22 protein-coding genes are annotated in these 22,896 nt (G+C 63.3%); 10 read left to right on the top strand and 12 right to left on the bottom strand.

The window, feature by feature from the left end:
* The first annotated feature begins 284 nt into the window (after window positions 1-284).
* Complete coding sequence (locus AT701_RS20115; protein ID WP_011729491.1) at window positions 285-776, top strand: YkgB family protein; 492 nt, start codon at window positions 285-287, stop codon at window positions 774-776.
* 198 nt (window positions 777-974) lie between these two features.
* Window positions 975-1,178: a hypothetical protein gene (locus tag AT701_RS20120; protein WP_011729492.1), complete on the top strand. Its 204-nt coding sequence runs from the start codon at window positions 975-977 to the stop codon at window positions 1,176-1,178.
* 215 nt (window positions 1,179-1,393) lie between these two features.
* On the opposite strand, the gene AT701_RS20125 is transcribed toward AT701_RS20120, so the two are convergent.
* On the bottom strand, window positions 1,394-2,338 hold the full coding sequence (locus AT701_RS20125; protein WP_058126470.1) for an NADP-dependent oxidoreductase: 945 nt from the start codon (window positions 2,336-2,338) through the stop codon (window positions 1,394-1,396).
* Window positions 2,339-2,497: 159 nt separating this feature from the next.
* Between AT701_RS20125 and AT701_RS20130 the strand changes: the two genes are divergently transcribed.
* Window positions 2,498-3,145, top strand: a complete 648-nt coding sequence (locus tag AT701_RS20130) for a TetR/AcrR family transcriptional regulator (RefSeq protein ID WP_223495993.1) — start codon at window positions 2,498-2,500, stop codon at window positions 3,143-3,145.
* Between the two features lie 77 nt (window positions 3,146-3,222).
* Entirely contained in the window at window positions 3,223-4,056 is an 834-nt protein-coding gene (locus tag AT701_RS20135) for an SDR family oxidoreductase (protein ID WP_003895492.1), read from the top strand.
* A gap of 72 nt (window positions 4,057-4,128) precedes the next feature.
* On the opposite strand, the gene AT701_RS20140 is transcribed toward AT701_RS20135, so the two are convergent.
* From AT701_RS20140 to AT701_RS20150, 3 genes are read right to left on the bottom strand one after another with little or no spacing between them, the layout of a single operon-like run.
* Complete coding sequence (locus AT701_RS20140) at window positions 4,129-4,890, bottom strand: citryl-CoA lyase (protein ID WP_228096928.1); 762 nt, start codon at window positions 4,888-4,890, stop codon at window positions 4,129-4,131.
* A 43-nt stretch (window positions 4,891-4,933) separates the two neighbouring features.
* Window positions 4,934-6,541, bottom strand: coding sequence for an ATP-dependent acyl-CoA ligase (locus AT701_RS20145; protein WP_162139548.1), 1,608 nt, complete (start codon window positions 6,539-6,541; stop codon window positions 4,934-4,936).
* Window positions 6,538-7,044, bottom strand: coding sequence for an ester cyclase (locus tag AT701_RS20150; protein ID WP_014877908.1), 507 nt, complete (start codon window positions 7,042-7,044; stop codon window positions 6,538-6,540). Before AT701_RS20150 ends, AT701_RS20145 begins: the two co-directional genes overlap by 4 nt.
* Window positions 7,045-7,495: 451 nt before the next feature.
* Between AT701_RS20150 and AT701_RS20155 the strand changes: the two genes are divergently transcribed.
* From AT701_RS20155 to AT701_RS20180, 6 genes are all read left to right on the top strand, one after another.
* Window positions 7,496-8,998, top strand: coding sequence for an aldehyde dehydrogenase family protein (locus tag AT701_RS20155; protein ID WP_014877909.1), 1,503 nt, complete (start codon window positions 7,496-7,498; stop codon window positions 8,996-8,998).
* Window positions 8,999-9,095: 97 nt separating this feature from the next.
* Window positions 9,096-10,151 (top strand): NAD(P)-dependent alcohol dehydrogenase, encoded by a 1,056-nt coding sequence (locus tag AT701_RS20160; RefSeq protein ID WP_223495680.1) that lies wholly within the window; start codon window positions 9,096-9,098, stop codon window positions 10,149-10,151.
* 70 nt (window positions 10,152-10,221) lie between these two features.
* Window positions 10,222-10,869, top strand: a complete 648-nt coding sequence (locus AT701_RS20165; RefSeq protein ID WP_014877910.1) for a malonic semialdehyde reductase — start codon at window positions 10,222-10,224, stop codon at window positions 10,867-10,869.
* 209 nt (window positions 10,870-11,078) lie between these two features.
* Window positions 11,079-11,963 carry a hydroxyquinol 1,2-dioxygenase gene (locus AT701_RS20170; protein WP_011729501.1) on the top strand — a complete coding sequence of 295 codons (885 nt, stop codon included), beginning with the start codon at window positions 11,079-11,081 and terminating at the stop codon, window positions 11,961-11,963.
* A gap of 158 nt (window positions 11,964-12,121) precedes the next feature.
* A complete protein-coding gene (locus tag AT701_RS20175; RefSeq protein WP_011729502.1) occupies window positions 12,122-12,880 on the top strand; it encodes a GntR family transcriptional regulator in 759 nt (252 codons plus the stop codon).
* A gap of 22 nt (window positions 12,881-12,902) precedes the next feature.
* A complete protein-coding gene (locus tag AT701_RS20180; protein WP_011729503.1) occupies window positions 12,903-13,856 on the top strand; it encodes an amidohydrolase family protein in 954 nt (317 codons plus the stop codon).
* 65 nt (window positions 13,857-13,921) lie between these two features.
* On the opposite strand, the gene AT701_RS20185 is transcribed toward AT701_RS20180, so the two are convergent.
* The 8 genes from AT701_RS20185 to AT701_RS20225 form a co-directional block, all read right to left on the bottom strand.
* Window positions 13,922-15,709 (bottom strand): helix-turn-helix domain-containing protein, encoded by a 1,788-nt coding sequence (locus tag AT701_RS20185; protein ID WP_011729504.1) that lies wholly within the window; start codon window positions 15,707-15,709, stop codon window positions 13,922-13,924.
* Window positions 15,710-15,753: 44 nt separating this feature from the next.
* Window positions 15,754-16,035, bottom strand: coding sequence for a muconolactone Delta-isomerase (locus AT701_RS20190; RefSeq protein WP_011729505.1), 282 nt, complete (start codon window positions 16,033-16,035; stop codon window positions 15,754-15,756).
* Window positions 16,032-17,192 (bottom strand): CaiB/BaiF CoA transferase family protein, encoded by a 1,161-nt coding sequence (locus AT701_RS20195; protein ID WP_011729506.1) that lies wholly within the window; start codon window positions 17,190-17,192, stop codon window positions 16,032-16,034. Before AT701_RS20195 ends, AT701_RS20190 begins: the two co-directional genes overlap by 4 nt.
* Window positions 17,192-18,157 (bottom strand): MBL fold metallo-hydrolase, encoded by a 966-nt coding sequence (locus AT701_RS20200; RefSeq protein ID WP_058126471.1) that lies wholly within the window; start codon window positions 18,155-18,157, stop codon window positions 17,192-17,194. The genes AT701_RS20195 and AT701_RS20200 overlap by 1 nt, the downstream gene beginning before the upstream one ends.
* Window positions 18,158-18,254: 97 nt before the next feature.
* Complete coding sequence (locus AT701_RS20205) at window positions 18,255-19,238, bottom strand: cyclase family protein (protein WP_011729508.1); 984 nt, start codon at window positions 19,236-19,238, stop codon at window positions 18,255-18,257.
* 42 nt (window positions 19,239-19,280) lie between these two features.
* Complete coding sequence (locus AT701_RS20210; protein WP_223495682.1) at window positions 19,281-20,792, bottom strand: MFS transporter; 1,512 nt, start codon at window positions 20,790-20,792, stop codon at window positions 19,281-19,283.
* 278 nt (window positions 20,793-21,070) lie between these two features.
* Window positions 21,071-22,296 (bottom strand): IS3 family transposase gene (locus AT701_RS20215; protein ID WP_085976171.1). Its coding sequence is split into 2 segments (ribosomal slippage): window positions 21,071-22,065 and window positions 22,065-22,296, totalling 1,227 coding nucleotides; the frame shifts between segments, so codons are not numbered across the junction.
* Window positions 22,297-22,401: 105 nt separating this feature from the next.
* Window positions 22,402-22,875, bottom strand: a complete 474-nt coding sequence (locus tag AT701_RS20225; protein WP_058126472.1) for a hypothetical protein — start codon at window positions 22,873-22,875, stop codon at window positions 22,402-22,404.
* Window positions 22,876-22,896: the final 21 nt, after the last annotated feature.

Consider the following 22,896-nt stretch of genomic DNA (forward strand, 5'->3'; position numbering starts at 1 on the left):
ACTCGGGGCGTACGCGCACCGCAGCGCTGCACAGTCTTTCCCAGGGTCGAACGTCCGACCGGCGTCCGCGCCGATCACCGCGCAACGGCAGCAGATTCACCCTTGCTCCCGCAGTCGACAGTTCACCCCGCCTTCTGGGTTGGGCAGCCCATCAGGTTGCAAAACGGTGACAACATGACCGCCTCCTTGCGGACTATTTTACTAATGGTTACTGTTTCAGTATCCGTTAGCATGGCGTTGAAAGCTCGTCAGCGCACCAACTCCCGTTAGGACACACCATGACAATGTCCGCCTCCAAAGTCATCGAACGCGCACTGCCACTGTCGGCATCGGACAAGATCGGGGCGATCCTGGGCCGCTACGGCCTGGTCATCGTCATCGGCTGGATCGGAGCTCTGAAGTTCGCAGACTTCGAAGCCCACCAAATCCAGCCGCTGGTGGCCAACAGCCCTTTCATGGGCTGGCTGTACAACTTCCTGCCGGTGTACACATTCTCCGCACTACTCGGGGTGTTCGAAGTGACCGCGGCGGTGCTGCTGGCCATCAAACCGATCGCACCGCGACTGTCCATCTACGGCAGCCTCATGGCGATCGTGCTGTTCGTCTTCACCGTCAGCTTCCTGTTCAGCACCCCCGGGGTCAGCGAACCCGCCGGCGGAGGCTTCCCCGCCATCTCCCTGACCGCCGAGTTCCTGCTCAAAGACATTCCGCTGCTGGGCCTGTCGTTCTGGACACTGTCTGACGCCCTACGCGCCAGCCAACAACGTCGTGGGTAGGCAGCATTTAGCTGCAGACCAAGACCGGCCGACGTCTTCCCCGCTCACGTCGGTCACCATCAGCCTCGACACCGAGACTGACACCTTGGTCCGCCACCGGGACGCGGCGGGGCCGACGACCCCGGCCCCGCCAAGTTCCCACCCCAGCGCACCGCCGACCGTCGGCCGTGCAACAACACCGAAAGATAGGACAAGACAATGAAACTCCGATATCTCGCCCTTGCCGGTGCGGTCACCGCGACAGCAATCAGCTTCGCACCCCTTGCCGCTGCAGACATCGTCGTGCAGCAGAATCCCGGCAACGCACAGATCGTCGCCACCCCCGGCGCCACCGCGCGCCACGCCGGCCAACTCCAACTCCCCTTCGGCGGAGCGATGAACGCCTTGATATTCCACAACTGACAGTCAGCCTTGTGCGGCACGGCGGCCGTCATGCACAGGTCGGCCGCCTGCCGGACGCGGCCTCGACCAAGCATTACTTGCCTGCGACTCTCGCGATCCCCCGCCACGTTACCAAAGGTCGCCTAATTTCCCTGGTACACAATGGTTTACCGCGAACAATGACCGACAGATTGGATATGCCAAGCGCCCGGCGCAGGAAAATTCAGCCCGCCGGTTCACGAGAAGTCGAGGACGATGCGCCCGCGCAGACCGCCGGCCTCGAGCATGCGGTGTGCCTTCGGGGCCTGCTCGGCGGGCAGTACGTCGGCCACGCGAAGTGTCAGCACGCCCATCTCAGCCTGACGGCTCAACGTCGTGAGCCCCTCGGTATCGGTGATGCGATCAGGCACCATCACCGGAACCACCCGGACACCACGCTCCCCCGGCCCCTCCCACCCGCGCAACTCGACCAGCATGCCACCATCAGCGACCGCACCGAGCACCTCACCCTGCTGATCAGAGCCATCAACCAGGCCCGGCACCCCACCCGGAACCAACCCACGGATCCGCGCCGCGACCTCGGCACCACGCTCGACAACGTGATCAGCGCCGAAACCGCGGACCAGCTCCACATCACGCTCGACCGCATCGGCAATCACCCGCAACCCATCAGCCTTCGCCAACTCGACCGCAAAGCCACCGACCGCACCCGCCGCACCAGTCACCGCCACCGTCTCCCCCGCACGCAGCCCCAGCGTATCCAGCGCCAGACGCGCGGTCATCGCATTCATCAGCAGAGTCGACGCCGCAGCGAAATCAGCGTTCGCCGGCGCGGGCACCACCGAGGCCGCGGGCACCACAACCTGCTCGGCATACGCCCCACCATGTTCACCGACGAACATCACCATCGCGATCACCCGCTGCCCCACATGAAGGCGACCATCACAGCCCGGCCCGATCTGATCGATGACACCCGCAGCGTCCATCCCGGGCACAAACGGCGGACGCCGGCCCGCCATACGCACAGCATGACCACCGGTCCGCAACAAGACATCGGTCGGACTCACCGCCGCGGCATACACCCGGATACGCACCTCCCCCGGGCCCGCCTGCGGCTCAGGCAAGTCGATCACCTCAAGTGCGTCCGGACCACCGAATTCATATACACCAACAGCTTTCACGCCTTTGAACAACCCGACGCATCGGCCCATCATTCCTCGCAAACTCACGCAGATCACCGACGCCGACAATCGCAACGGCAGTGCACAGAAGCACGGACGTGAACCGCACTGACTGCTCGGGTTCGCAGATCGGCGACTGCGACGTGTTTCACTGTGGCGATGGAACCAGAGTGCTCCGACGAAGTTACCGGGCGAACCCGCAGGCGGGTTGCTCGCGAGGGACCGACCCGGCGGGCGCTCAAACGCGCAGAGCGGCACGACCGCGTCTATGAAGCGGCGATTGCGCTGTTCGTCGACCGCGGATTCGAGACCACCTCGATGGACGATATCGCCGAACGGTCTGGACTGTCGCGCAGCACCGTCTTCACGCACTTCCCCCGCAAGACGCTGATCCTGGAGGAGTGGATGCGGCGACGACGGGACGAGGCCCGGAGATCGGCACGAGTCGACGGCGTGGCGGGTCGGCCACTTCGAGACGTGCTCGGCGCCTACCTCGACACCCTAGCCGCCTCGAATTCCGCTGCTCGCGAGGAGATGTGCGCGCTGGTCCCGCCTGCCCTCCTGCACACGACGATGCTGGTCGACCATCCGATCGGGCTGGACTTCGCCGCTCTCATCGTGGAAAGCGAAGCGGCACTTAAACCAAGCGTGCAACCGGAACAGGTCGGACGGCTGCTGGCGGCGGGCTATGTCTCCGCGATGTCGCAGTGGATCCAGGAGGAGCCGCCGACGTCCGATCTCGGCGCCGAACTGCGCGCGCTGCTTGACCTCGTGCTCTCGGGCGCTCAACGGGACATATCCGAATAGTGCTCCCACCTGGCGTTGTGCCAGGAATCCGGACTCAAGTCTTGTTTCGTTGCACATCTGCTCGTAGGGTTTCACCGGTGACCACACTTATCACCGGAGCAACCGGCGGAATCGGCGCGAGCCTTGTTCGACGATTGGCGTCAGCCGGCCACGCCGTACGGGCAGGTAGTCGCGATCCCCGCAAGGCAGCGGGATTAGGCGCCGAGGTCGTCGAGCTCGATCTCACAGCGCCGGAGACCTTCGACGAAGCTTTGACCGACATCGACCGCATCTTCCTCTACGCGGAGCCTGCCGCCATCAAGGACTTCGTTGACTGCGCAGAACGTGCAGGTGTCCGGCGGGTCGTCCTGCTCTCCTCGGACTCGGTCGAAATGGACGACGCGGAACACAATGCGCTGGCACGACATCATGCCGATGTCGAAACAGCCCTCGGCGAAGCGTCTTTCAGCACCACGGTGCTGCGACCGGGAACATTTGCCACCATGACTCTCGACTGGGCATCCTTCATCCGAGCCGGAGTTCCGGTCGAGCAGCCCTTCTGGAACGCCTACCTCGATGTCATCCATCCCGAGGACATCGCCGATGCAGCCGAGCGCGCGCTCATCGACGACGACCTGGAGGGGCTCGTCCTCCCCCTCGGCGGTCCCGAGGTGCTCAGCTTTCATCAGCAACGCGACACCCTGGCAAGCTTGCTCGAACGAGAACTGCTGTGGCATGAGCCCAGCAGAGAACAAGCTGTGCAACACCTTTCGCGACACGCTCCGCTGCCTTTGATCGACGCCATTCTCGACTACTGGTCACAGCAGCCGCGGCACCACCGTGAGGCGCGGCGGTCCGTCGAGCGCATCACCGGACGGCCCGGACGCACATTCCGGCAGTGGGCGGGCGAGCGGCTCGACGCGTTCCGCTGATCACCCGGGGAAGGGTGACCTCGTCAGACCACTACGCCGACAGCCCACAACCTCGCAACGCGTTGCGCGAACTCATCGTTTGCGCGAGGAGCGCCCCACGTACTGCACTCGCTCCTCCGCCAGATGCCACAACGCAGTGCCGATCGGATTGCGTGCTTCCTCGACGAGGTGTCCCACGATCCCCGCCGCTCTGGATACCGCAGCCACCCCCCGCAGGGAGGTCATCGGGATGCCGAGATCCGTCAGGATGGCACCGCATGCACCCCCGGCGTTGAGCGGCAACGGAACTCCGGAGCGCGACTGGGCGTACTTCTCTACATGGAGTGCCAGCCTGAAGTGCACCCCCACCGTGTTGTGTTCGTGGGCGATGCGATACAGGGCCTTCGTTCGTGGGTCGCCGGATTTGTGCACCGGATGACCAAAACCCGGGATCCTCCAGTCATGTCGGCGGTAGCGTTCGGCCGCTGTTCGGGCGGTGGCGTCGAGCTCGGAGTCGTCGGCATCGGTGGGTGCGTTCAAGCCCACCAGGAATCGAGCTGAATCTTCGAACACTCCAAGGAAGGTCGAGCCTGCCCCGAGAACTCCTGCGGCGACAGCCCCCTGGACCGCCTCTGGTGCTCCGGTGTAGGTCAGGCGCGCCGCGAGGACGCTGGGAGTCATTCCGTGGTCGGCCAGCGCGACAAGCACCGCGTTGAAGAGTGCCGCCTCGGCATCAGACGGCAATCTACCGGCGAGAAGGACAAAGAACATCGAGCCGAAATCGACCTTCCCCATGAGTTCACCCGCCAGGTCATATCCCTGCACATCGATGTGGTCGTGGGTCGAAGACCCCATCGACGAGACAAAAGGCTTGGCTGCGTATATCGAGTCGTACGAGTCAGGTGTCACGGTCGTCCTGTCTGGGGTCTCGACGCGGCGCGAAATCCACCTCGGACGTGGACCTGTCGCGGGGAAGTCGCGCCTTGGCAATCTTCTGGGTGTCGGTCAGCGGAAACTCCGTCACGAGTTCTATGTAGCGAGGCCGCTTGTAAGGAGGCAGCTTCGTTGCCGACCACTGCGCGAGTTCTGTCGGCGACGCGGTCTCACCCGGTCTCAACTGAACGAACGCCTTCACGTCCTCTTCCGAAAGCGCCGAAGGGACGCCGATCACAGCGACGGCGCGGACCGCGGGATGGGACCCGATCGCATTCTCGACCTCGGCCGGGGACAGATTCTCGCCCTTGTATCTGATGACCTCTTTGGCACGCCCCCCGAAGAAGAAATGCCCGTCGGGTCGGCGTACTGCGAGGTCGCCGGTGCGTAACCAGCCGCCTGGGCGCATCGCCGCAGATTCAGTCGTCTTGCCGAAATAGCCCGGCGTGATGGCCGGATTGCGCAGCTCAAGCTCGCCGGTCGTACCGTCAGCGACCTCGTGACCGTCGGCATCCACCACGCGCACCTCGTTGACGGCGCCCAGAGTGGGGTGCTGTCGAGGAACTCCCATCGATCCGTACACCGTGGGCTCATCGACCGGAACGATGAGTCCGTAAGGGGTTTCCGACAACGCGTAGCCGACGACCAGGCGGAACCCGAATCGATTCTCGATCTCTCGGTGGCGCGCGGGCGCGGGAGCGGGCGCCGAGTAACACAAGCGCACCCGAGCACGTTCTTGAGACACTGAAGGCGGCTGTGCCATCAAAGCTTCGAGCATCGCACCGATCGCGTTGAACACCGTCGCGCCGTATTTGGCAACATCCGACCAGAAGCTCGATGCCGAGAATCGGGGAAGCAGGACCAGCTTTGCACCGCAGCCCCAGGACCCCAGGACCGAATACGCCTGCGCATTGAGATGGGACAGCGGCAGTGTGGTGAGAAGCACGTCTTCGTCGTCGAGTCCGAGCCAATGAGCAAAACCCTCACCGGCCATCGTGTACATCCGGTTCGTTTCGATGACGAACTTCGGTTTACCGGTACTTCCCGAGCTCTGTATGAAACTCACCGGATCATCGGGCCCGGCCGGCGGTCTGTCCAGGCTGACCACGGCCTCATCGCTCGCGGCATGTGCCTCGTCGATGAACATCACCGGCACCGGCTGTCCTCCCGGTGGCGTGTGTTCGACGTGGCCGACCTCCAGACCGGCTTCTACGAGGACCAATGCCGGCCGGACCTCGTCGATCACTGCCGGAAGTTCGGACGCGACAGCTTTGGGGTTGATCGATACCGTGACGGCGCCGCAGAGTATCAGGCCCAACCACGCCCGCACGAAGTCCAATCCGTTGCCCGCCACCAGGACCACACGGTCCCCTTTGCGGACCCCCTTCGCGATCAAACCGGCCGCGATTCGCGAGCCGTCTCGGAGGGCGTCAGCCCGGCTGATCTCCTCGCGTGGGGTGATGCACCATGTGCGATCGGGCCATCGGGCTGCGGCTCGAGACAGGTAGCTCACCAAAATGGGGTCATATGAATGGGTTACGGCCGCGTCCGAGTTCGCGTCGACGGAGGTCATACCGGTGTCGCCTCCCCTGGAAGCCCGATCTGCGTCAGCCACTCATTCTTGTCGAAGTAGGTGCGGACCTCAGTTACGGCTGCGGAGTTCACCCCGAGAACGACAACGCCCGGCACGGAAAGCGCCCGGTCCCTCTCGTTCGCCGGCGAGCGACGGTGACCTTCGAAAACTATGTCCGCCATGACACGTAGCGCTGACGCTCCCTGTGCCGCGACAGGTCCGGCGACGATGCGCAGCTTCAGGTCCGGGTACTCGGCCATGGTGCGCTGGAAATGGGTTATGGCTGCGCTGCGACCTTGCACAGGCCGATCGGAGAACAAAGACCGGATGACAACATCGGGATGCAGCAGGGTGCTCAACCGTCCGGAGTCGACCGCGTCGTGTGCCTGGAACCAGTGCATGGCCACATCGACGGCGTTTCGGAGCGTGTCCTCGTTCAGCTCCCGCCGGCTCACGGCCGCTAGATCGGGTCGCTCATTCCTCTGTGGCAGAGACTTTTTCACTCGATCACCTCCCGCGGAGTGCTGATTCCGAGGCCACGGAACGCCGTTCGGTGACGCAACGACTCGGGGATTTGGGGCGGCGGTGTCACACGACTCCTCACGTCGTACAGCTCAGCACACTCAAGCCCGGCAGCAAATCTAACGCTGTTCTTGGCCGGTCATTGCGCAGAGACAGTTGAATACGATTTGACGTGCTGCGAATGTAGGTGTGAGTCGCTGGCCCTGTCAACCATGCGCACAAGAGCGGGCTTCAACCCGAGATGGCAACGAAATAACGACCCGAACAAGAAGCAGCGAGGATTCGATCGCACGAAGACCCTTGACAAGGGCGATATCTGTTCGTATACGATTTTCGTTCAGCAGCCTCCCGCGAGTCCTCGACTGGCGAGAATATGGCAAATACCCGAGATTCGAGATTCTGCACAGTCACATCGTCGTTAGGAAGTTGGTCATGAGCGCGTTGCACACAGTCGAAACCCCAGACGCCCGCCGGTCGGATTCACCGGTCGAATACCGTTGGTATGCAGGCGGGACGTGGCGCCCCGCGGATGAGGATTGGTTCGACGACGCCGACCCTTGGAGCGGTGAGGTCTATGCGCGAGTCGCCCGCTGCGGCCGGCAGGAAGCCGCAGCTGCCGTCCAGGCTGCTGCTGACGCGTATCCAGCATGGTCGCAGACGACCCCAAGAGAAAAGGCGCGGCTGTTTCGCGCCGCAGCGGCAGTCGTGGCCCGGCGCCGGGACGATTTGGCTGTGACGCTTGCTCGCGAAACCGGCACGACCAAGGTCAACGCCGACTTCCAGATCACACTGACAATCGAACTCATCGAGCAGGCCGCGGGCTGGGTGTACCTGCCGGCCGGTGAGGTACTGCGATCTGACTTCGCCGACACCTCGCAGACCGTCGTACGACGTCCGCTGGGGGTTGTTGCGAGTTTCACGCCGTGGAACGGAGCGACGATCTTGTCGTGGCGGGCAGCGTTGTCGCCCATCGCCGCAGGCAATACCGTCGTCGTCAAACCGTCGGAGCTTGCGCCCGTCTCAGCCGGGTTACAACTCGCAGAGATCATGGAGGAGGCAGGTTTTCCTGCAGGTGTGGTCAACGTCGTGACCCATGGGCCCGGCGAGGCCGGCCCCATCGCCGACGAGTTCTTCGACAATCCTCTCGTAAGATGCATCAACTTCATCGGAAGCGTACCCACCGGCAGAATGCTGGCAGAGCGGGCCGGCGCGACGCTCAAGCGCTCTGTGATGGAACTCGGTGGTTACAACCCGTTGATCATTCTCGAAGACGTCGATCTCGACTACGCCGTACGCGTGGCTGCCTTCAGCGCCTTCTTCCATCAAGGCCAGATTTGCCTCAACGCGCGAAAAATTCTCGTCCACCGGGATATCTACGACGAGTTCGTTGCGCGGTTGGTGGCCAAGGCAGAGTCGCTGACTTCCGGGGACCCATTGCACGCAGACACATTCATCGGACCGCTGATCACACCTGCGGCGGTCGAACTGGTCCATGCGCGCGTCAACGATGCCGTGGCCAAAGGGGCCAGATTGTTGACGGGCGGCACCTACGACGGCCCGGTGTACGCCCCCACCGTCTTGGTCGATGTGCCCGATGACGCCGTCGTCTCATCTGAGGAGACGTTCGGTCCAGTGGTCGTCGTGCATCCGGTCGACACCGCCGAGGAAGCCATCGAGATCGCGAATCGACCCCTCTACGGTCTGTCTTCGGCAATTCTCTCCGGTGACACCCATCGAGCGACCAAACTCGCCGAATCCCTCCGTTCCGGAGTGGTGCGGGTGAATCTGCCCACAATCGACGATGAGATCCAGGCACCGATCGGAGGCGTACGCGACAGCGGATGGGGGCGCTCTGGCCCATGGGCACTGCAGGACTTCACCGACCTGGTGGCCATCGCGGTTCAGAGCGGCCAACGAGATCTTCCGATCTCCTGAACGGACGGCTGCGATGAGTCATTCACAAATCTTTCCAACTCCGACGGATACTCGCACGATCTCCGCCGCTCTGGTCAGAGCGACGGGCGAGCCATTCGTGATCACAGACCTCGCCCTGACCGGTCCGAGAGCCGACGAAATCCTGGTCCGCGTGGACGCCGTCGGCATCTGCCACGCCGATACTCAAGCTCAGACCGGCGCACTGCCGGTGCCGGCGCCGATGGTCGCCGGCCACGAGGGCACCGGCATCGTCGAAGAGGTCGGCTCGGACGTCCAACACTTGAAGTGCGGAGACCGTGTCATCCTCACCTTCGACTCCTGTGGCGGTTGCGACCGGTGCCGGTCAGGCATTCCGACCCAATGCCGTGAGTTCGTGAACCGAAATTTCACGGCCGGAGCACGTCCCGATGGCACCGCACGACTGCACCTCGACACCAACGCCGTCAACGGGAGTTTCTTCGGCCAATCATCCTTCGCGACATATGCGTTGGCCACCGAACGAAACGCGGTCGCCGTCTCCACACAACTGCCGCCAGAACTGCTCGCGCCAGTCGGTTGCGCCATCCAGACCGGCGTGGGCACCGTGCTCGACGTTCTCGCCCCGCCCCCCGCCGCGCCCGTGGTGGTATTCGGCGCGGGTGCGGTAGGACTCTCCGCCGTCATGGCTGCCGCAGCGACCGGTCACGAAGTGGTCGCGGTCGACACCAAGCCTGAACGACTCGATCTCGCACGCAAGCTCGGTGCAACACACGTCGTCGATCCTGCACGCGCCGACGTCACGAGAGCCATCACGGCGATCATGCCTGGCGGTGCACCCCACGTCTTCGAAAGCAGTGGCGCACCAGTCGCTCTCATCGCCGGCGTCGAGGCGCTGGCGCCCGGCGGGACGATCGCGGTAGTGGGCACCAGCGCAGCCGGTGTCACAGTCGGGATCGACGTCGTCGACCTGGTCAACAAGAGCAAGCACATCGTCGGGGTCGTCGAGGGCGCGTCCCGACCGCATGAATCGATCCCGCGACTGGTCAAGATGATCGAGGACGGAGCTCTCCCCGTGCACGAGATCGTCACCACATTTCCGCTGGAGGACATCGCCGCGGCAATCGACGCCGCCAAGAGCGGACGGGTGGTGAAGCCCGTTCTGCTACCGCACTGAACAGCCCTCACGACACGCGTCGACGCATCGGCAAGCCCCTCTGCCAGTATCAATGATCGGACACTCGACCATGACCCACTCGAAAACCAAAGATCATGCCGCGCAGGCGGATTCCGACATCGCACAACGCCTCTCGGCCTTGGGCGACGATGGACGAGACCTGCTGTTCCGACGGGCACGCACGGCCAACACGTTCTCGGCCGAACCTGTCGCCGACGCACTACTCGAAGAAGTTTGGGACCTTGCACAATGGCCGCCGACCTCGGCCAACGGCAATCCTCTTCGCATCGTTTTCATTCGGTCACCAGAAGCCAAGGCGCGGTTGCTTCCGTGTATAGACGAAGGCAATCGGCCCAAGGTCGCCGCTGCCCCTGTCACCGCCGTGCTGGCCACCGATACGGCCTTCTTCGAATCGATACCGAAGCTGCTTCCGTTCAAGCCCGAGATGCGTGACTTGCTGGCCGGACGCAGCGACCGCGACCACATCGGCGAATTCAATGCAACGCTCCAGATCGGCTACTTCATCATGGCGGTCCGCGCCGTCGGTCTGGCTGCCGGCCCGATGGCGGGGTTCGACCGCGCAGGCGTCGACGCGGAGTTCCTGACAGGCACCACATGGCGTTCTCTGTTGACCGTCAACATCGGCCACCCAGGCCCGGCGGCGTGGTACGACCGTCTTCCGCGACACGATCCCAGCGACATCGTCAGATTCGTCTAGCGCGACGCGCTTTGCCGAGTTGAAACCCCCCTCTGCAAACCCACCAACATGTATACGAACACTCAACGTCAAGGTTCGCATACAGACGAAAATCCCAGATAACTCGAACATCCATTGAGACTCGGGTCACTCTTCGTATACGATCAGGCAGTATCGCTTTGAGTGGCCTCCCTTATGCAGCCCAGCGCCGGACTCGAGGAGACATACGCATGGACATCACCCCGGACGAGTCAGCAGCCGTCGTCGCGGCGAGCTTCGACAACACCCCTGACCCACGGCTCAAGGAGGTCATGCAGAGTGCCGTAAGGCATCTGCACGACTTTGTCCGGGAAGTCCGTCCGACGAACGCGGAGTGGGAACTGGCAATCGATTTTCTCACTCGCACAGGCCAAGCCTGCTCGGAGACCAGACAGGAGTTTATTCTGCTCTCCGATATTCTGGGCGTATCGATGCTGGTGGAGACCCTCAACGATGCGGGAGGCCGGCTGCCGGAAGGGGACGGGTTACCAGTGACCGCCACCACTGTTCTAGGACCCTTTCACATGACGACAAGTCCGACGCGACGCCTGGGAGAGAATATCGACGTCGTCGGCTCGGGCATGCCCTGTGTCGTCAAAGGGCATGTCACCGACGTCAGCGGCAACCCGATACCCGGGGCGAAGCTGGACGTCTGGCACGCCAACGAGGAGGGGTTTTATGACGTGGAGCAGCCGGACAAACAGCCCGCCGGGAACGGTCGCGGTATCTTCACCACCGACGAGGACGGCTCCTACTGGTTTCGTACCGTCACACCGCGGCACTACCCGATTCCGACCGATGGACCGGCCGGTGGTCTGGTGGTCCAGGCAGGCAGGGCCCCGTATCGACCGGCGCACCTTCACTTCATCGCCGAAGCCGACGGCTACGAGGCGGTCACCACACACGTGTTCATGAGCAAGAGTCCCTACATCGACTCTGACGTCGTGTTCGCGGTGAAGAGCAGCTTGATCCGCGACTTCGTCGAAATCGAAGATGAGCATCAGGCAGCAGACTACGGTGTGCGAGCTCCGTTCCGCCTCGTCCAGTTCGACCTCGCGTTGGCTCACGCAGATTGAGGGAACGGAATCGCGGCACATCAGCATGACTGCGGCACAATAAGATATCTCCGCACCACGCGGTCTGTATCAGAAGTGATCGCACCCGGTCGGTCAGGTTCTCGACAGCAGACGTGAGCGAGTTCCCTCACCATCGGCACCCCTGACAAGGAGATCAAGTGTCACCCACGCCCGACCCGCAGTCCGCTGTTCCGGCGCGCGAGATTGCCTACCGAATCGTGTATGACGCCATCGCCTCCGGCCGCTACCTGCCTGGCCAGTGGATCCGGGAAGATGAAGTGACCGCAGAGGCAGGCGTGAGTAGAACCCCGCTGCGAGAAGCGCTGCAACGCCTTCAATCTGAAGGTCTGGTGCAATTGGTCCGTCATCGTGGCGCACTCGTCGTCGGTTGGACAAGTGCTGATCTCGATGATCTGTTCGACATCCGTGTGGCGCTGGAAACATACGGCGCTCGGCGAGCCGCCCAACGCCGTGGCGGCGCGCAACTCGAAAGTTTGCAGAAGCTGTGCGCTTCGATGGACGAGATACTGCCCGCAGCACAGGAACCGGAGTTGCAACAACTCGGGCATCTCTGCATCGATTTTCATCGGGGAATTCACGAGGCCGCCGACAACAGAAAGCTGCTGTCTGTGATGCCGATGGTGCTCGCCCCGCCGTTCGTCAGTGAGGCTTTTCACCATCATACACGGCTGGAGTTGGAGCAGGCGTTCGCGCACCACCGCGAACTGGTCGAGGCCATCGCGATCGGCGACGAGGACTGGGCGGAGGGAGTGATGCGTGCACACCTGCGTCACGGCAGACGATCCCTGCGGCGAATGGAACGTCACCTTCCGCTGATGACGAGTCACGATGCCGAGCCGGCGGTTACCGACACCGGCCAACCAGAGACAACGTCGAGCGATCCCGTACACGAGTGAACTTACGAGGGAAGGAAAGACATTGGGACGCATAGACGTTCACCAGCACATCGTGCCTCCAGCTTGGCACAGCGCGATGGAGGCGATGATCGGTGCGGGCACCCCTTGGCCCCAACCACCACACTGGAGCGCCTCGGCGGCGCTGACCTTCATGGACGACGCCGAAATCGACACGGGCATTCTGTCGGTCACGGCGCCCGGTGTTGTGCTCGATGGGTTCACCACAACCGATGCGCAATCCCTGGCCATCGCGGTCAACGACCAGACGGCGGAGGTGGTGAAGGACCGTCCCGACCGTTTTGGCTTCTTCGCCTCGCTCCCGCTGCCCGACGTGGACGGGGCCATCACCGAGGCGGTTCGGGCCTTCGACGAACTGTCAGCCGACGGCGTGGTGCTGCAATCCAACGTGCGCGGCCGCTATCTCGGCGATCCGTCCTTCGAACCCTTGTGGGCTGAGCTCAACGAGCGCAGCGCGGTGGTGCACATCCACCCCAACCAACCACCGCTGCCTGCTTTGGCCGGTACACCATTCCCTCTGGCCGACTTCATCTTCGACACCACGCGCAGCGCACTCGACATGGCCTTACGCGGGGTGCCCCGCCGGTATCCGCGGATGCGGGTGATCTTGTCGCACGGCGGGGGGTTCCTGCCCTACGCAGCTCACCGGTTCGCGGCTCTCGCTCCTGAACAGGTGGACGCGAATCTGACGCCCACCGACCTGATCGCTGATCTGCAGTGGTTCTACATGGACACCGCCCTCGCGTCCAGCCCGACGAGTTGGCCCGCGCTGCGCGCGTTTGCGGCCCCTGGGCATGTGGTGTACGGCAGTGACTGGCCTTTCGCCCCGCCACACGTCAGCGCTTACTTCGACAGTCACCTCGAAGAGGTGTCGTCACAGGGTGAGCTGGATGAAGCGTCTTGGGGTGCGGCGCAACGGCTCTTCCCGCGCCTGGCAGCGCGGGTGAGCACGATCTGAACGTCGCTGGTCCCGGTTGCCTGCCATCCTCTGGCGTCGTTACAGCACAGCGAAAGCTGACAAGGTCACGCCTGTTCACCGCGCATGATGTCCCATACGATCACGGCAAGTTGAAGCTCAAGACGTACGTCGGCCTTGCGCAAGTCCAGCCCGAGTAATGACTGAATTTTCGCGAGGCGGTACCCGACCGTGTTCACGTGGACTGTCAACCGATTTCCGGTCGCCGCCGCAGAGAATCCCTCGACCAGCCAGGTACGCAGCGTGGCAACGAGGTCGGTCTCTCGTTGTTCGTCATGTGACTCGAGCGGCTCGATGAGGTTCTCGGCGAATCTCCGTAATTGGTCGGGCACGGTGCTGTTGAGCAGTAGCAGCGAAGTCAGAGGCACCCTGCGCAAGTCGACCAGCCCACCAGCACCGGCTGCCAGGCGAAGTTGGGTGGTTCGGACACCGGTCTGATAGTTGACCGGGTAATCCGCGAGCCGCTCCACAGGTGGTGACAGCGCCACTGCCAGCCGGCCTCCCCCCGAGGATTCGGTGATGCGCGTGAGCGTCCGCTGCACGATCCGCAGAGGATCGCGATCGCAGGGAATCAGCATGACAACGGAACTCGCGTAGACCCCGACAAGTGTCTCCTGGCGAGGGGCCGCCTCCCGGACAGTCAGGGCCACCTGATCGAGTTTCGGTCCGAACTCCCCGGCAAAGACCGCCAACCAATGCGGTGTGGTGAGGTCATGCCCCAGAGCTTCAGCCCGCTGGATCAACATCGTTGACGGTGGGACGTCCGAAGTGCGCAGCAGGTCGACCATGAGGTCACCACAAAGGCGCTCCTGAACTTCGACGATGTGACGTTGTTTGAGTATCTCCAGGCCGACCACCAGCGCGAAGTGCTCGATCAGACGTTGTCTTCCGGCATCGGGCTCGCTCGGTTCCGTGATCACCCAGAGCCAGCCCGCCACCTCGCCGCTCAACACGATCGGGATCAACCAGGTCTCAGCCGCCTGTCTGTCGATCAGCAGAGCTTCGTAGCGGCCGGTGTCTTCCCACTTCGATCGGGTTTTCCTGTCCAACTTCGGCGGGTCGATGTACTCACCGGCTGATGCCTCGGCGAGCACCCGCTCTGCCGAATCGAGGACGGTCGCCGACGCCTGCAGCATGTCCGCAAGCGCCGCGACCAGGCCGTCCATCCCTATGTCGTTCAGCACCAATCGCATGAGCCGCCGATGCTGCTGATCGGCCCAGTCGAGCGAGGCGCGCCGCCGTCTGAGTTCATCGTTGACCGCGGACAAGTCGTTGATGGTCGCCTGCTGCGCGGCCCGCAACTGGGCGGTGCGGATCGCGTTCGCCGACTGCTCGGCGAGCAACTTGGCGAGTTCTATCTCCTCGGGCTCGTAGTCGTGCGGGTCGCGGAAGTACCCGGCGAGGATCCCGACGTTGTCCTTTCCGACCCGCAGCGGCGCAGTGAGGACGCTGCGGTAGCCCTGTGCCGCAGCGAATCTGTGTAACCTCTCGCTGTTCTCCGCGTACACGTCGGGAACAACGATCGTGGTCAGCTCCCGGTACGCTTTCGTCGCGGGCAGGTCAGCCGAGAAGTCCGCTGGATGAATCTCCAGCCATCCCTCGCTTCGCACCAGATCGAGATAGCGTTTCCGCAGACCTGACGACCCCGCGATCTGCATCACCTCATGCGTGACGTCGTCGAGCATCACCCCGCAGTAGTCGAACCCGACCAGATCGCATCCCATCTGGGCAATATCGTCGAGGACGGTCTCCAGCGGCTCCGCCGCGTTGACTGTCCGCGAGATCGCCGTGACCGCAGACATCCAGGCCCGGAGCGGATCAGACCGAACCGACATCAACCATCCTCTGTGGGCACATCAGTCCTTACGACACTACAAGATCAGAGCTCCACATAGTGCTGCGCGAGCGGCTGAACGTCGATTTTCATGTACGGGTGGGCCGGCAAGGCCGACAATTTGTCATGTAGCTCCGAAGCTGAAGCAGCTGACCATATTCCGACGTTGGACCTGGTCCCGGGGATCCTCCAAATACGTACGATGACACCCGCACGACGGTATCCGCGGGCACGTTCGGCTTCTCGGGCCATGACCGCGTCCCACTCTGCGTCAGGCACGGTCGCAGGCCGTTCGACATCGATCCGCACCAGGTATTCATTCGTCATCGGATTCCCAACTCTTCGAGCAACTCGTCGGTGTGGGCCCCGACCGCCGGAACGCTTGCGCTGTCATCGGCAGCGGTGGGGCGACTTGCGAAACGAAACGGCGCCGCCACCACGGGCACGGTCGCCCCGGACGGCAGCGTCGCTGTCGTCCAGCGATTCCCTGCCTGCAGCTGCGGATGCGCAACGACGTCCGCGACGCCGTTCATCCGGCCCCACGGCACACCCGCTGCGTCCAGCCTCTCGACCAAGGCTTTCTCGGAGATGCCGGCCACCGCTGATGCAACGGCCTTTTCCACGTCGTTCCGCCGCGCCAGGCGGCCCGCGTTGTGTCGCAGATCAGGATCGTCGCTCAATGCCGAGGCGCCGACGCACCCACACAAAGCCAACCACTGGCGATCGTTTTGTACCGCGATGTTGATGACCTTCCCGTCTTGTGTGGTGAACGGTCCGTACGGGGTGATCGTTGCGTGTCGCGTCCCCGCGGGCGGAATCTCGACTCCGGCCTCCAGGTACGCGATCAGAAGAGGGCTCATCCACTCGACCAGGACATCGAACATCGCCACGTGGACACGGTCACCCCGTCCCGTCGCGTCGCGTTGGCGCAACGCACTGAGGATCGCGGTGACCGCGTATATCCCGCCGCCGAGATCAGCCAGCGAAACGCCCGGCTTAGCGGGGCATCCGGGCTCACCGGTGTTGAGCGTCACCCCGGCCTCGCCTTGGACCAGCAGATCGAACGCCTTGCGTTTCTCGTAGGGGCCGTCCGGCCCGTATCCGCTGATGGCGCACCACACGAGACGCGGATTACGTTCCGCGAGTGTCGAATCGTCGACGATACGGTCAACCGCCCCGGGTGCGAGGTTCGTCAGGAAGACATCTGCGGTGTCGAGGAGTCGCAGGAGGACTTCACGTCCGGCGTCGTCCTTGAGGTCCAACGCGACGCTGCGCTTCCCGCGGTTGAGCCACACGAAGTGTGACGACATACCTTTCGCATAGGTGTCGTAGTCGCGAGCAAAGTCACCTCCTCCGGGACGCTCGATCTTGATGACGTCTGCGCCGAGGTCAGCCAGGTGACGAGAGCACAGCGGGGCCGCGACTGCCTGTTCGATTGCGACGACTCGGATTCCGTCGAGCGGTAGCGTCTGTTTCTCGATCATCAGAACCTCAACTTCGTGCCGACGGAGGGCTGCAGGTACCGGTCCGGTGCTTCCACCGAGAATCGGGCGTGGGTGGCGAGTCCGCTGCAATGCATCGGCATGATCGCCCGCACATCACGTTCCAGCAGGCCGGTGAGCGTCAGCCCGACATTGTCGGCAGGTGTGGTCGGGAAACCGAGATGGAACCCGCCCAGAACCGCGAGAACCGGACGATGCCCGCAAATTCGTCGTGCTTGATCGATGGTGTTCAGGACACCTGCGTGTGCACAGCCGGTCAGGATCACCAGCCCCTTGCCCTTGACGTCGATGATCAGACCCTGCTCGTCGTTGACCTCATCGAGACCGTAACTGCCGTCAGCTCCCACCTGGTACAGGCCAGGGGCATGGTCCTCGCTCGGCGCCTTCGGCCCTTCGAAGGAAACCTCCCGCGGGATGAAGCCCGTGGTGTATACGCCGCACCCCAGGTCGAGCGCTCCGGAGCTGAGAATTGGTCTGCCATCGCGGCGCTCAAGCGCATCGACGGTGAACGACTGGTTGTAATAGGGCGACACCCGGCCGTCGCCCATCACCGCGAACCGGGGCCGGAAGGCGTCTTCGCTCGTGGCGACCGGCAGCGTCCGGTCGAAGGCGTCGAGCAGCGGGAGTATTCCCCCGTAATGATCTGGATGCCCGTGGCTTATCACGACGGCATCGATTGCCGAGGCATCCACACCCAGAGCACTCAAGTTGTGCAGGAGCACGGAACCGGTCAGCCCCACATCGAACAGCACCGTTGTGGTGTGCCGGTCGTGGTGCGCCTCGACGAGGATGCTGATCCCGTTCTCCGCCTGCGGGGGGATGCGCTTCGGATCGAAGTGATCGACCAGACCTGTACGCACACAATGGTCACCGTGATCGGGTAGCAGCATGTCCACCCAATTCTCGACCAGAATCGTCAGCTCGACCCGGTCGGCTTGGAACGTCATCAGGGTCCCTTCGTGGTTATCTCGAACGGTTTGTAGAACAGGTGGCGCTCAACGATGCGGCTACCGAGGCCCGCCTCCGTCGTCGGCCAACCTTCGATCAGAAGATGGCAAGGGGATTGACCGGAGAGCCCACCGCTGCGGTGATCGGCAGCGGCGGGGCAACGAAGAAGAACTCGTAACGCTCCTGCTGCCTGCACACATCGGCCAGCCGTTCGAGGTCGAATATCTCGCCAATCGTCATGCCCGCGTTGGCAAGAAGAATCAGGTGCAACGGCTGGAACACCCCAGGGGTGTCATTGGGCTGAACTTCCGCACCCCAGGTGTCGGTGGCAAGAGCGGCGATCTCGTGCTCGACGAACCAATGGGCGCTGTCGACGCCGAGGCCCGGTGCGGGACCTGAGTCGTAGGCCCCCCAGGTCCCCTCGGCACGTACCTGGGCCAACTGACCTGTGCGGATGAGCACTATGTCACCACTACATATCGACACACCCTGCTGATCTGCACAGGCAGTCAGGTCCGCGCTGTTGATCGCATGGCCGGCCTCGAGCCACGGAACGTCATGGTGGCGTGCCACGTCGAGGAGGACACCGCGGCCTGCGATACCGTCGGCCACCTTGTCGATGCTGTTGGCTGTCGCGCCGCTGCTGGTCACCGACTCCAGCCCGTGCCCGTTGTACATCTGACCCCGATAGAAGATGTGCGCCAGGGCGTCCCACTGAGTACCGCACTGCAATGGCATCGATACCGCGTCATCGCAGTAACGAAGAATGTCGAGGTGGTCCTGGGCACCGAGGGCGATATCTCCGCCGTCCTGGAGCATGGAGTGGATAGGATTCGTCCTGCCGCCGAACCCGCCGGCCTGCGGACCGTCGCCGTTGAACGGCAGTGCGCAGGACACCACCGTTCCGGTCCTCACCAGTGCCGCCGCCTCGGCGATCGCGGCCGGGGTGATGAAGTTCAGTGTCCCGCGCTCGTCGTCCTCACCCCACCTCCCCCAGTTGCGGTACTTGAGGCAGAGTTCGTCCACAAGTTTCACGGCATCGCCGCCGAGATCTGCTGTAGAGGTATGAAGTTGGGTCATGTCCGTCTCCTTTGCACAGTTGAAGGTGGGAAAACTGTTCTGTCAGCCTCGGATCGCAGACATCGAGTCGCGACCTGACCGGTTGCGCTTGCGCGCCTCGATCTCCGCATCGAGCGTTTCGAGGTTTTTCCCTCGGGTCTCGAACCCCAGGAGCAGGAAGGCGCATCCGCACAGGAGGTACCAGACCGCGAAGTAGGCGAACGCCGGGAGGAGGTCCGTTGTCGGCGCGTCAGGTTTCACCAAGTTGTCCGAGCCGACGATCAAACCCAGTCCGAGCGGGCCGACGACCTTTCCGAGGCCGCCTGCGCCGTAGGCGAATCCCATGCCGGTGGCCCGCAATCGGCTGGGCCACACCTCAGCTGAGTAGGGGCCGACGACGGCGAAGCCACCTTCGGCGAAGAAGTAGACGGCGATCATCACGACAAGAAACACGGCCACTCCCCCGATGTATGCGTCGCCCGCCACGGCGGCGAGGATGACGAGCCCGGCCGCCGAGAAGGCAGCGAGCGCACCGGTGAACCGACGCCCCCTGCTCTCGGAGAGGTGAGACAGGAAGAGGCGACCTGCCAGCGCTCCCATCGTGACGAACACCATGTACAGACCCGCTTGAGCCGGGTCGATCCCGAGCGTCATGACAAGAAGCGTTGGTGCCCATAGCGCGATGCCGTAGACGCCCGTCTGGGCACCCAGATTGGTGACGGTCGACAGCAGCAGGCTACGCGGGTATGCGAGCAGTTCTCGGACACTGGAACCGGCGGGGTCGTCGACTGCGTGTTCGCTGTCATCGTCGCTGCTCGCGAGCGGAAGTGATGCCGGGTCGACCTGCAGAGCCCAGCCGACTGCCTTACGGGCGTCCTCGAAACGCCGTCTACGGAGCAGGAACCGGGGAGATTCGGGAACGGTGAACCGCGCCAGCAGAAGCAGGAGACCGGATGCTCCTGTGAGGAGCAGGATTCCGCGCCAGCCGATCAGGTCCGAAAGCAGCCACACCATCAAGGAGCCCACGAGGAAACCGAGTGGTACCGCTGCGGTCACGTAACCCGTTACACGCCCCCGCTTGCTGGTGGGCATGAACTCCTGGACCATCGGCAGATCCACCACGTAGAGCCCCCCGGCACCGAAGCCGACGACGACCCGGAGTACGGCAAGATAAACCCATCCGAGAGAGGCGTCTTCAGGAGTGAATGCCATCGCGGCGGTCGCGGCGGTGAACACCGTGATCGTGGTGAGAAACACCGGCCTTCGACCGATGCGGTCGGCCAGGCGGCCGAAGAATACCGCACCGACAACGGCGCCCAGTCCGGACGACAGCAAGATCACCGAGGACTGTCCGAAGGTGAGCTGCCACGACGTCGAGACGAAAGTGACGATGAATCCGATGAGAAAATAGTCGAGAAACTCCAGGCATATCGCCGAGGTGGCGATGTATGCCAACCCCTTCTGTCGCCGGGTCAGCCTTTCACATGTGTCGAGCGCATCAATCGTTCCCACAAGCGTTTTCGCCTCTCTTCTACGACCCGCTGCCCTGTGTGCGCGGTCCGTGTCTGCGCTCAATTGTGATGAGGAGCACTTGAGCAGACCATGGGAAGGAACACCGCGTTTGGGTCGATTCTTTGTGTGCAAACACAACCAAACCGGTTGCTCTGATCACCGAACTCAGAGAGATCTCCTTCAAGCCTTGCCGGCGGTGGGACGTCTCCGCAGCCGAGGTCGCCACCCTCCAGCTCAAGCACTCGGCCGAACAACATCCGCTCGCAGATGAAGTCATCGAACTTGGCCGGAGTCGGCAGATTCTTGCCGGGTGATCCGCCCCGGCATGTCGGGAGGTTCTCTTATCTGAGTGCCTCCTCGGCATGAGGGTGCCGTTGGCGGTGGTAGTAGAGCGCTTCGGCCCGATCGGGGGTCAGGTCCTGGCAGTAGCCGTTGGGTCGCTGACGGTTGTAGAAGGCCACCCATTCGGCGGTCCCCAGCGCCAGTTCGGTGGCACCGGGATAGAGCGGCTGGCGGTCGATGAGTTCGGTCTTGTAGCTGCTGTTCACCGATTCGGCCAGAGCATTATCGAAACTATCCCCGACGGATCCGACTGAAGGCAGGATCCCCTCAGCGGCCAGACGTTCGGTGAACGCGACCGCGGTGTATTGCGAGCCCGCGTCGCTGTGGTGGATAAGTGAATCCAAAGATGCTGCACCCGAACGCTTTCTGGTGTCGATAGCGTGGTCGATCGCATCGGTCACCAGCTTCTGGGTCATCTCGGTAGCCACCTTCCAACCCACGATCTTGCGGGCATAGACATCGGTGACGAACGCCGTGTAGGCCCAGCCGGCACGAGTCCGGCAGTAGGTGAAATCGGCCACCCACAATCGGTCAGGCGCACCGGCGACGAAATTACGCCGGACCCGATCCGGGGCTCGCGTCGCTGCCGGATCGGCGACGGTGGTGCGCACCCGCCGGCGCTTGCACGCACCCCGCCAACCCATCTCCCGCATGACCCGTTCCACGACACAGCGCGATACGTCGATACCATTGGTGCGCAATACAATCCATGTCTTACGAGCGCCCAGGACTCGGTACAGACTCTGCGATTGGCGAAGCTGCCAGATCGCATCGATCACCTGCGCATCGGCCCAGTCGGCTTTCGAGGGGCCCTGACGGGCGCGGTGGGCGTAATACGTCGACGGGGCGATCGTGACGCCGTACTCGGAAAGCACAGCGCACATCGACTCGACACCCCACTTGAGACCATCAACGCCCACCCGCATGTGCTGGTGGGCGCTGATGAACTCCACGACTACTGAGAGGGCCGGTCGAGCTCGGCGGCGAAGAAAACCGAGGCCGCCTTCAAGATCGCGTTGGCCCGCTTGAGTTCGGCATTCTCCCGGCGCAGCTTGCGCAGGACCTCGGATTCCTCGCTGGTCTGCCCCGCCCGAGAGCCGGCGTCGATCTCAGCCTGGCGGACCCATTTGCGCACCGTTTCGGCAGTACCGACGCCCAGCAGGTCAGCAACCCGGCCCATCGCCTCCCACTCCGAAACTGTCTCGCTGCGCAGATCGGCCACCATCTGCACCGCCCGCACCTTCAGCTCGTCTGGATACCGCCTCGATGACTTCGATCCCACGTGCCCATCCTTCCCAACGGAAGAACTCTCCAGACACGCCGGGGCGGATCAGGGAGTCACAGCCACCGGGCAATCCAATCCACGTTCGGGATGGTCCCAATCAGCGGGTGTACCCAGGCCGGCGAGGTTCGTATCTCTCAGTGCCGACAGGTAGGCGCGGCGAAGCGAGTTGTTGGATGCGAGCAGACACTTCAGCACGGCAGCGGACGGTGCCCACCCGACGAACCGATCCGGGTGCTCGCCAATCAGAGCGGTGAACACGATCGCACCACCCGGACTGTGCCGAGACATCCCTGAGGCCAGCAGCAGCAGGCGCGTTTGCCACCATTGTTGTCCGTCGCCCAGGTTGACGACGACGACCTGGCTTGCTGTTCCGGCCTTCAGTGCTTGAAGAGTGCTCTCACCGGAGGGATCGATGATCGGCGACCCCGGCGGAGTCCCGAGGTTCCCGGAGATCTCTATTCTCGCCGCCGCCCCCGCCGATTGCACCGCATTCCTCACCGCCGCAAAGCTCACCTGCACGCCGGCCGCTTTGATCGAAGT

The organism is Mycolicibacterium smegmatis, assembly GCF_001457595.1.
GTDB classification, from domain to species: Bacteria; Actinomycetota; Actinomycetes; order Mycobacteriales; family Mycobacteriaceae; genus Mycobacterium; species Mycobacterium smegmatis.

Excerpts from the sequence above, each read along its gene's own strand:
- AT701_RS20115 (WP_011729491.1), top strand. The coding sequence starts at position 285 with ATGTCCGCCTCCAAAGTCATCGAACGCGCACTGCCACTGTCGGCATCG.
- AT701_RS20120 (WP_011729492.1), top strand. The coding sequence starts at position 975 with ATGAAACTCCGATATCTCGCCCTTGCCGGTGCGGTCACCGCGACAGCA.
- AT701_RS20130 (WP_223495993.1), top strand. The coding sequence starts at position 2,498 with ATGGAACCAGAGTGCTCCGACGAAGTTACCGGGCGAACCCGCAGGCGG.
- AT701_RS20140 (WP_228096928.1), bottom strand. The coding sequence starts at position 4,890 with ATGGGGTCTTCGACCCACGACCACATCGATGTGCAGGGATATGACCTG.
- AT701_RS20145 (WP_162139548.1), bottom strand. The coding sequence starts at position 6,541 with ATGACCTCCGTCGACGCGAACTCGGACGCGGCCGTAACCCATTCATAT.
- AT701_RS20155 (WP_014877909.1), top strand. The coding sequence starts at position 7,496 with ATGAGCGCGTTGCACACAGTCGAAACCCCAGACGCCCGCCGGTCGGAT.
- AT701_RS20165 (WP_014877910.1), top strand. The coding sequence starts at position 10,222 with ATGACCCACTCGAAAACCAAAGATCATGCCGCGCAGGCGGATTCCGAC.
- AT701_RS20170 (WP_011729501.1), top strand. The coding sequence starts at position 11,079 with ATGGACATCACCCCGGACGAGTCAGCAGCCGTCGTCGCGGCGAGCTTC.
- AT701_RS20185 (WP_011729504.1), bottom strand. The coding sequence starts at position 15,709 with ATGTCGGTTCGGTCTGATCCGCTCCGGGCCTGGATGTCTGCGGTCACG.
- AT701_RS20190 (WP_011729505.1), bottom strand. The coding sequence starts at position 16,035 with ATGACGAATGAATACCTGGTGCGGATCGATGTCGAACGGCCTGCGACC.
- AT701_RS20195 (WP_011729506.1), bottom strand. The coding sequence starts at position 17,192 with ATGATCGAGAAACAGACGCTACCGCTCGACGGAATCCGAGTCGTCGCA.
- AT701_RS20200 (WP_058126471.1), bottom strand. The coding sequence starts at position 18,157 with ATGACGTTCCAAGCCGACCGGGTCGAGCTGACGATTCTGGTCGAGAAT.
- AT701_RS20205 (WP_011729508.1), bottom strand. The coding sequence starts at position 19,238 with ATGACCCAACTTCATACCTCTACAGCAGATCTCGGCGGCGATGCCGTG.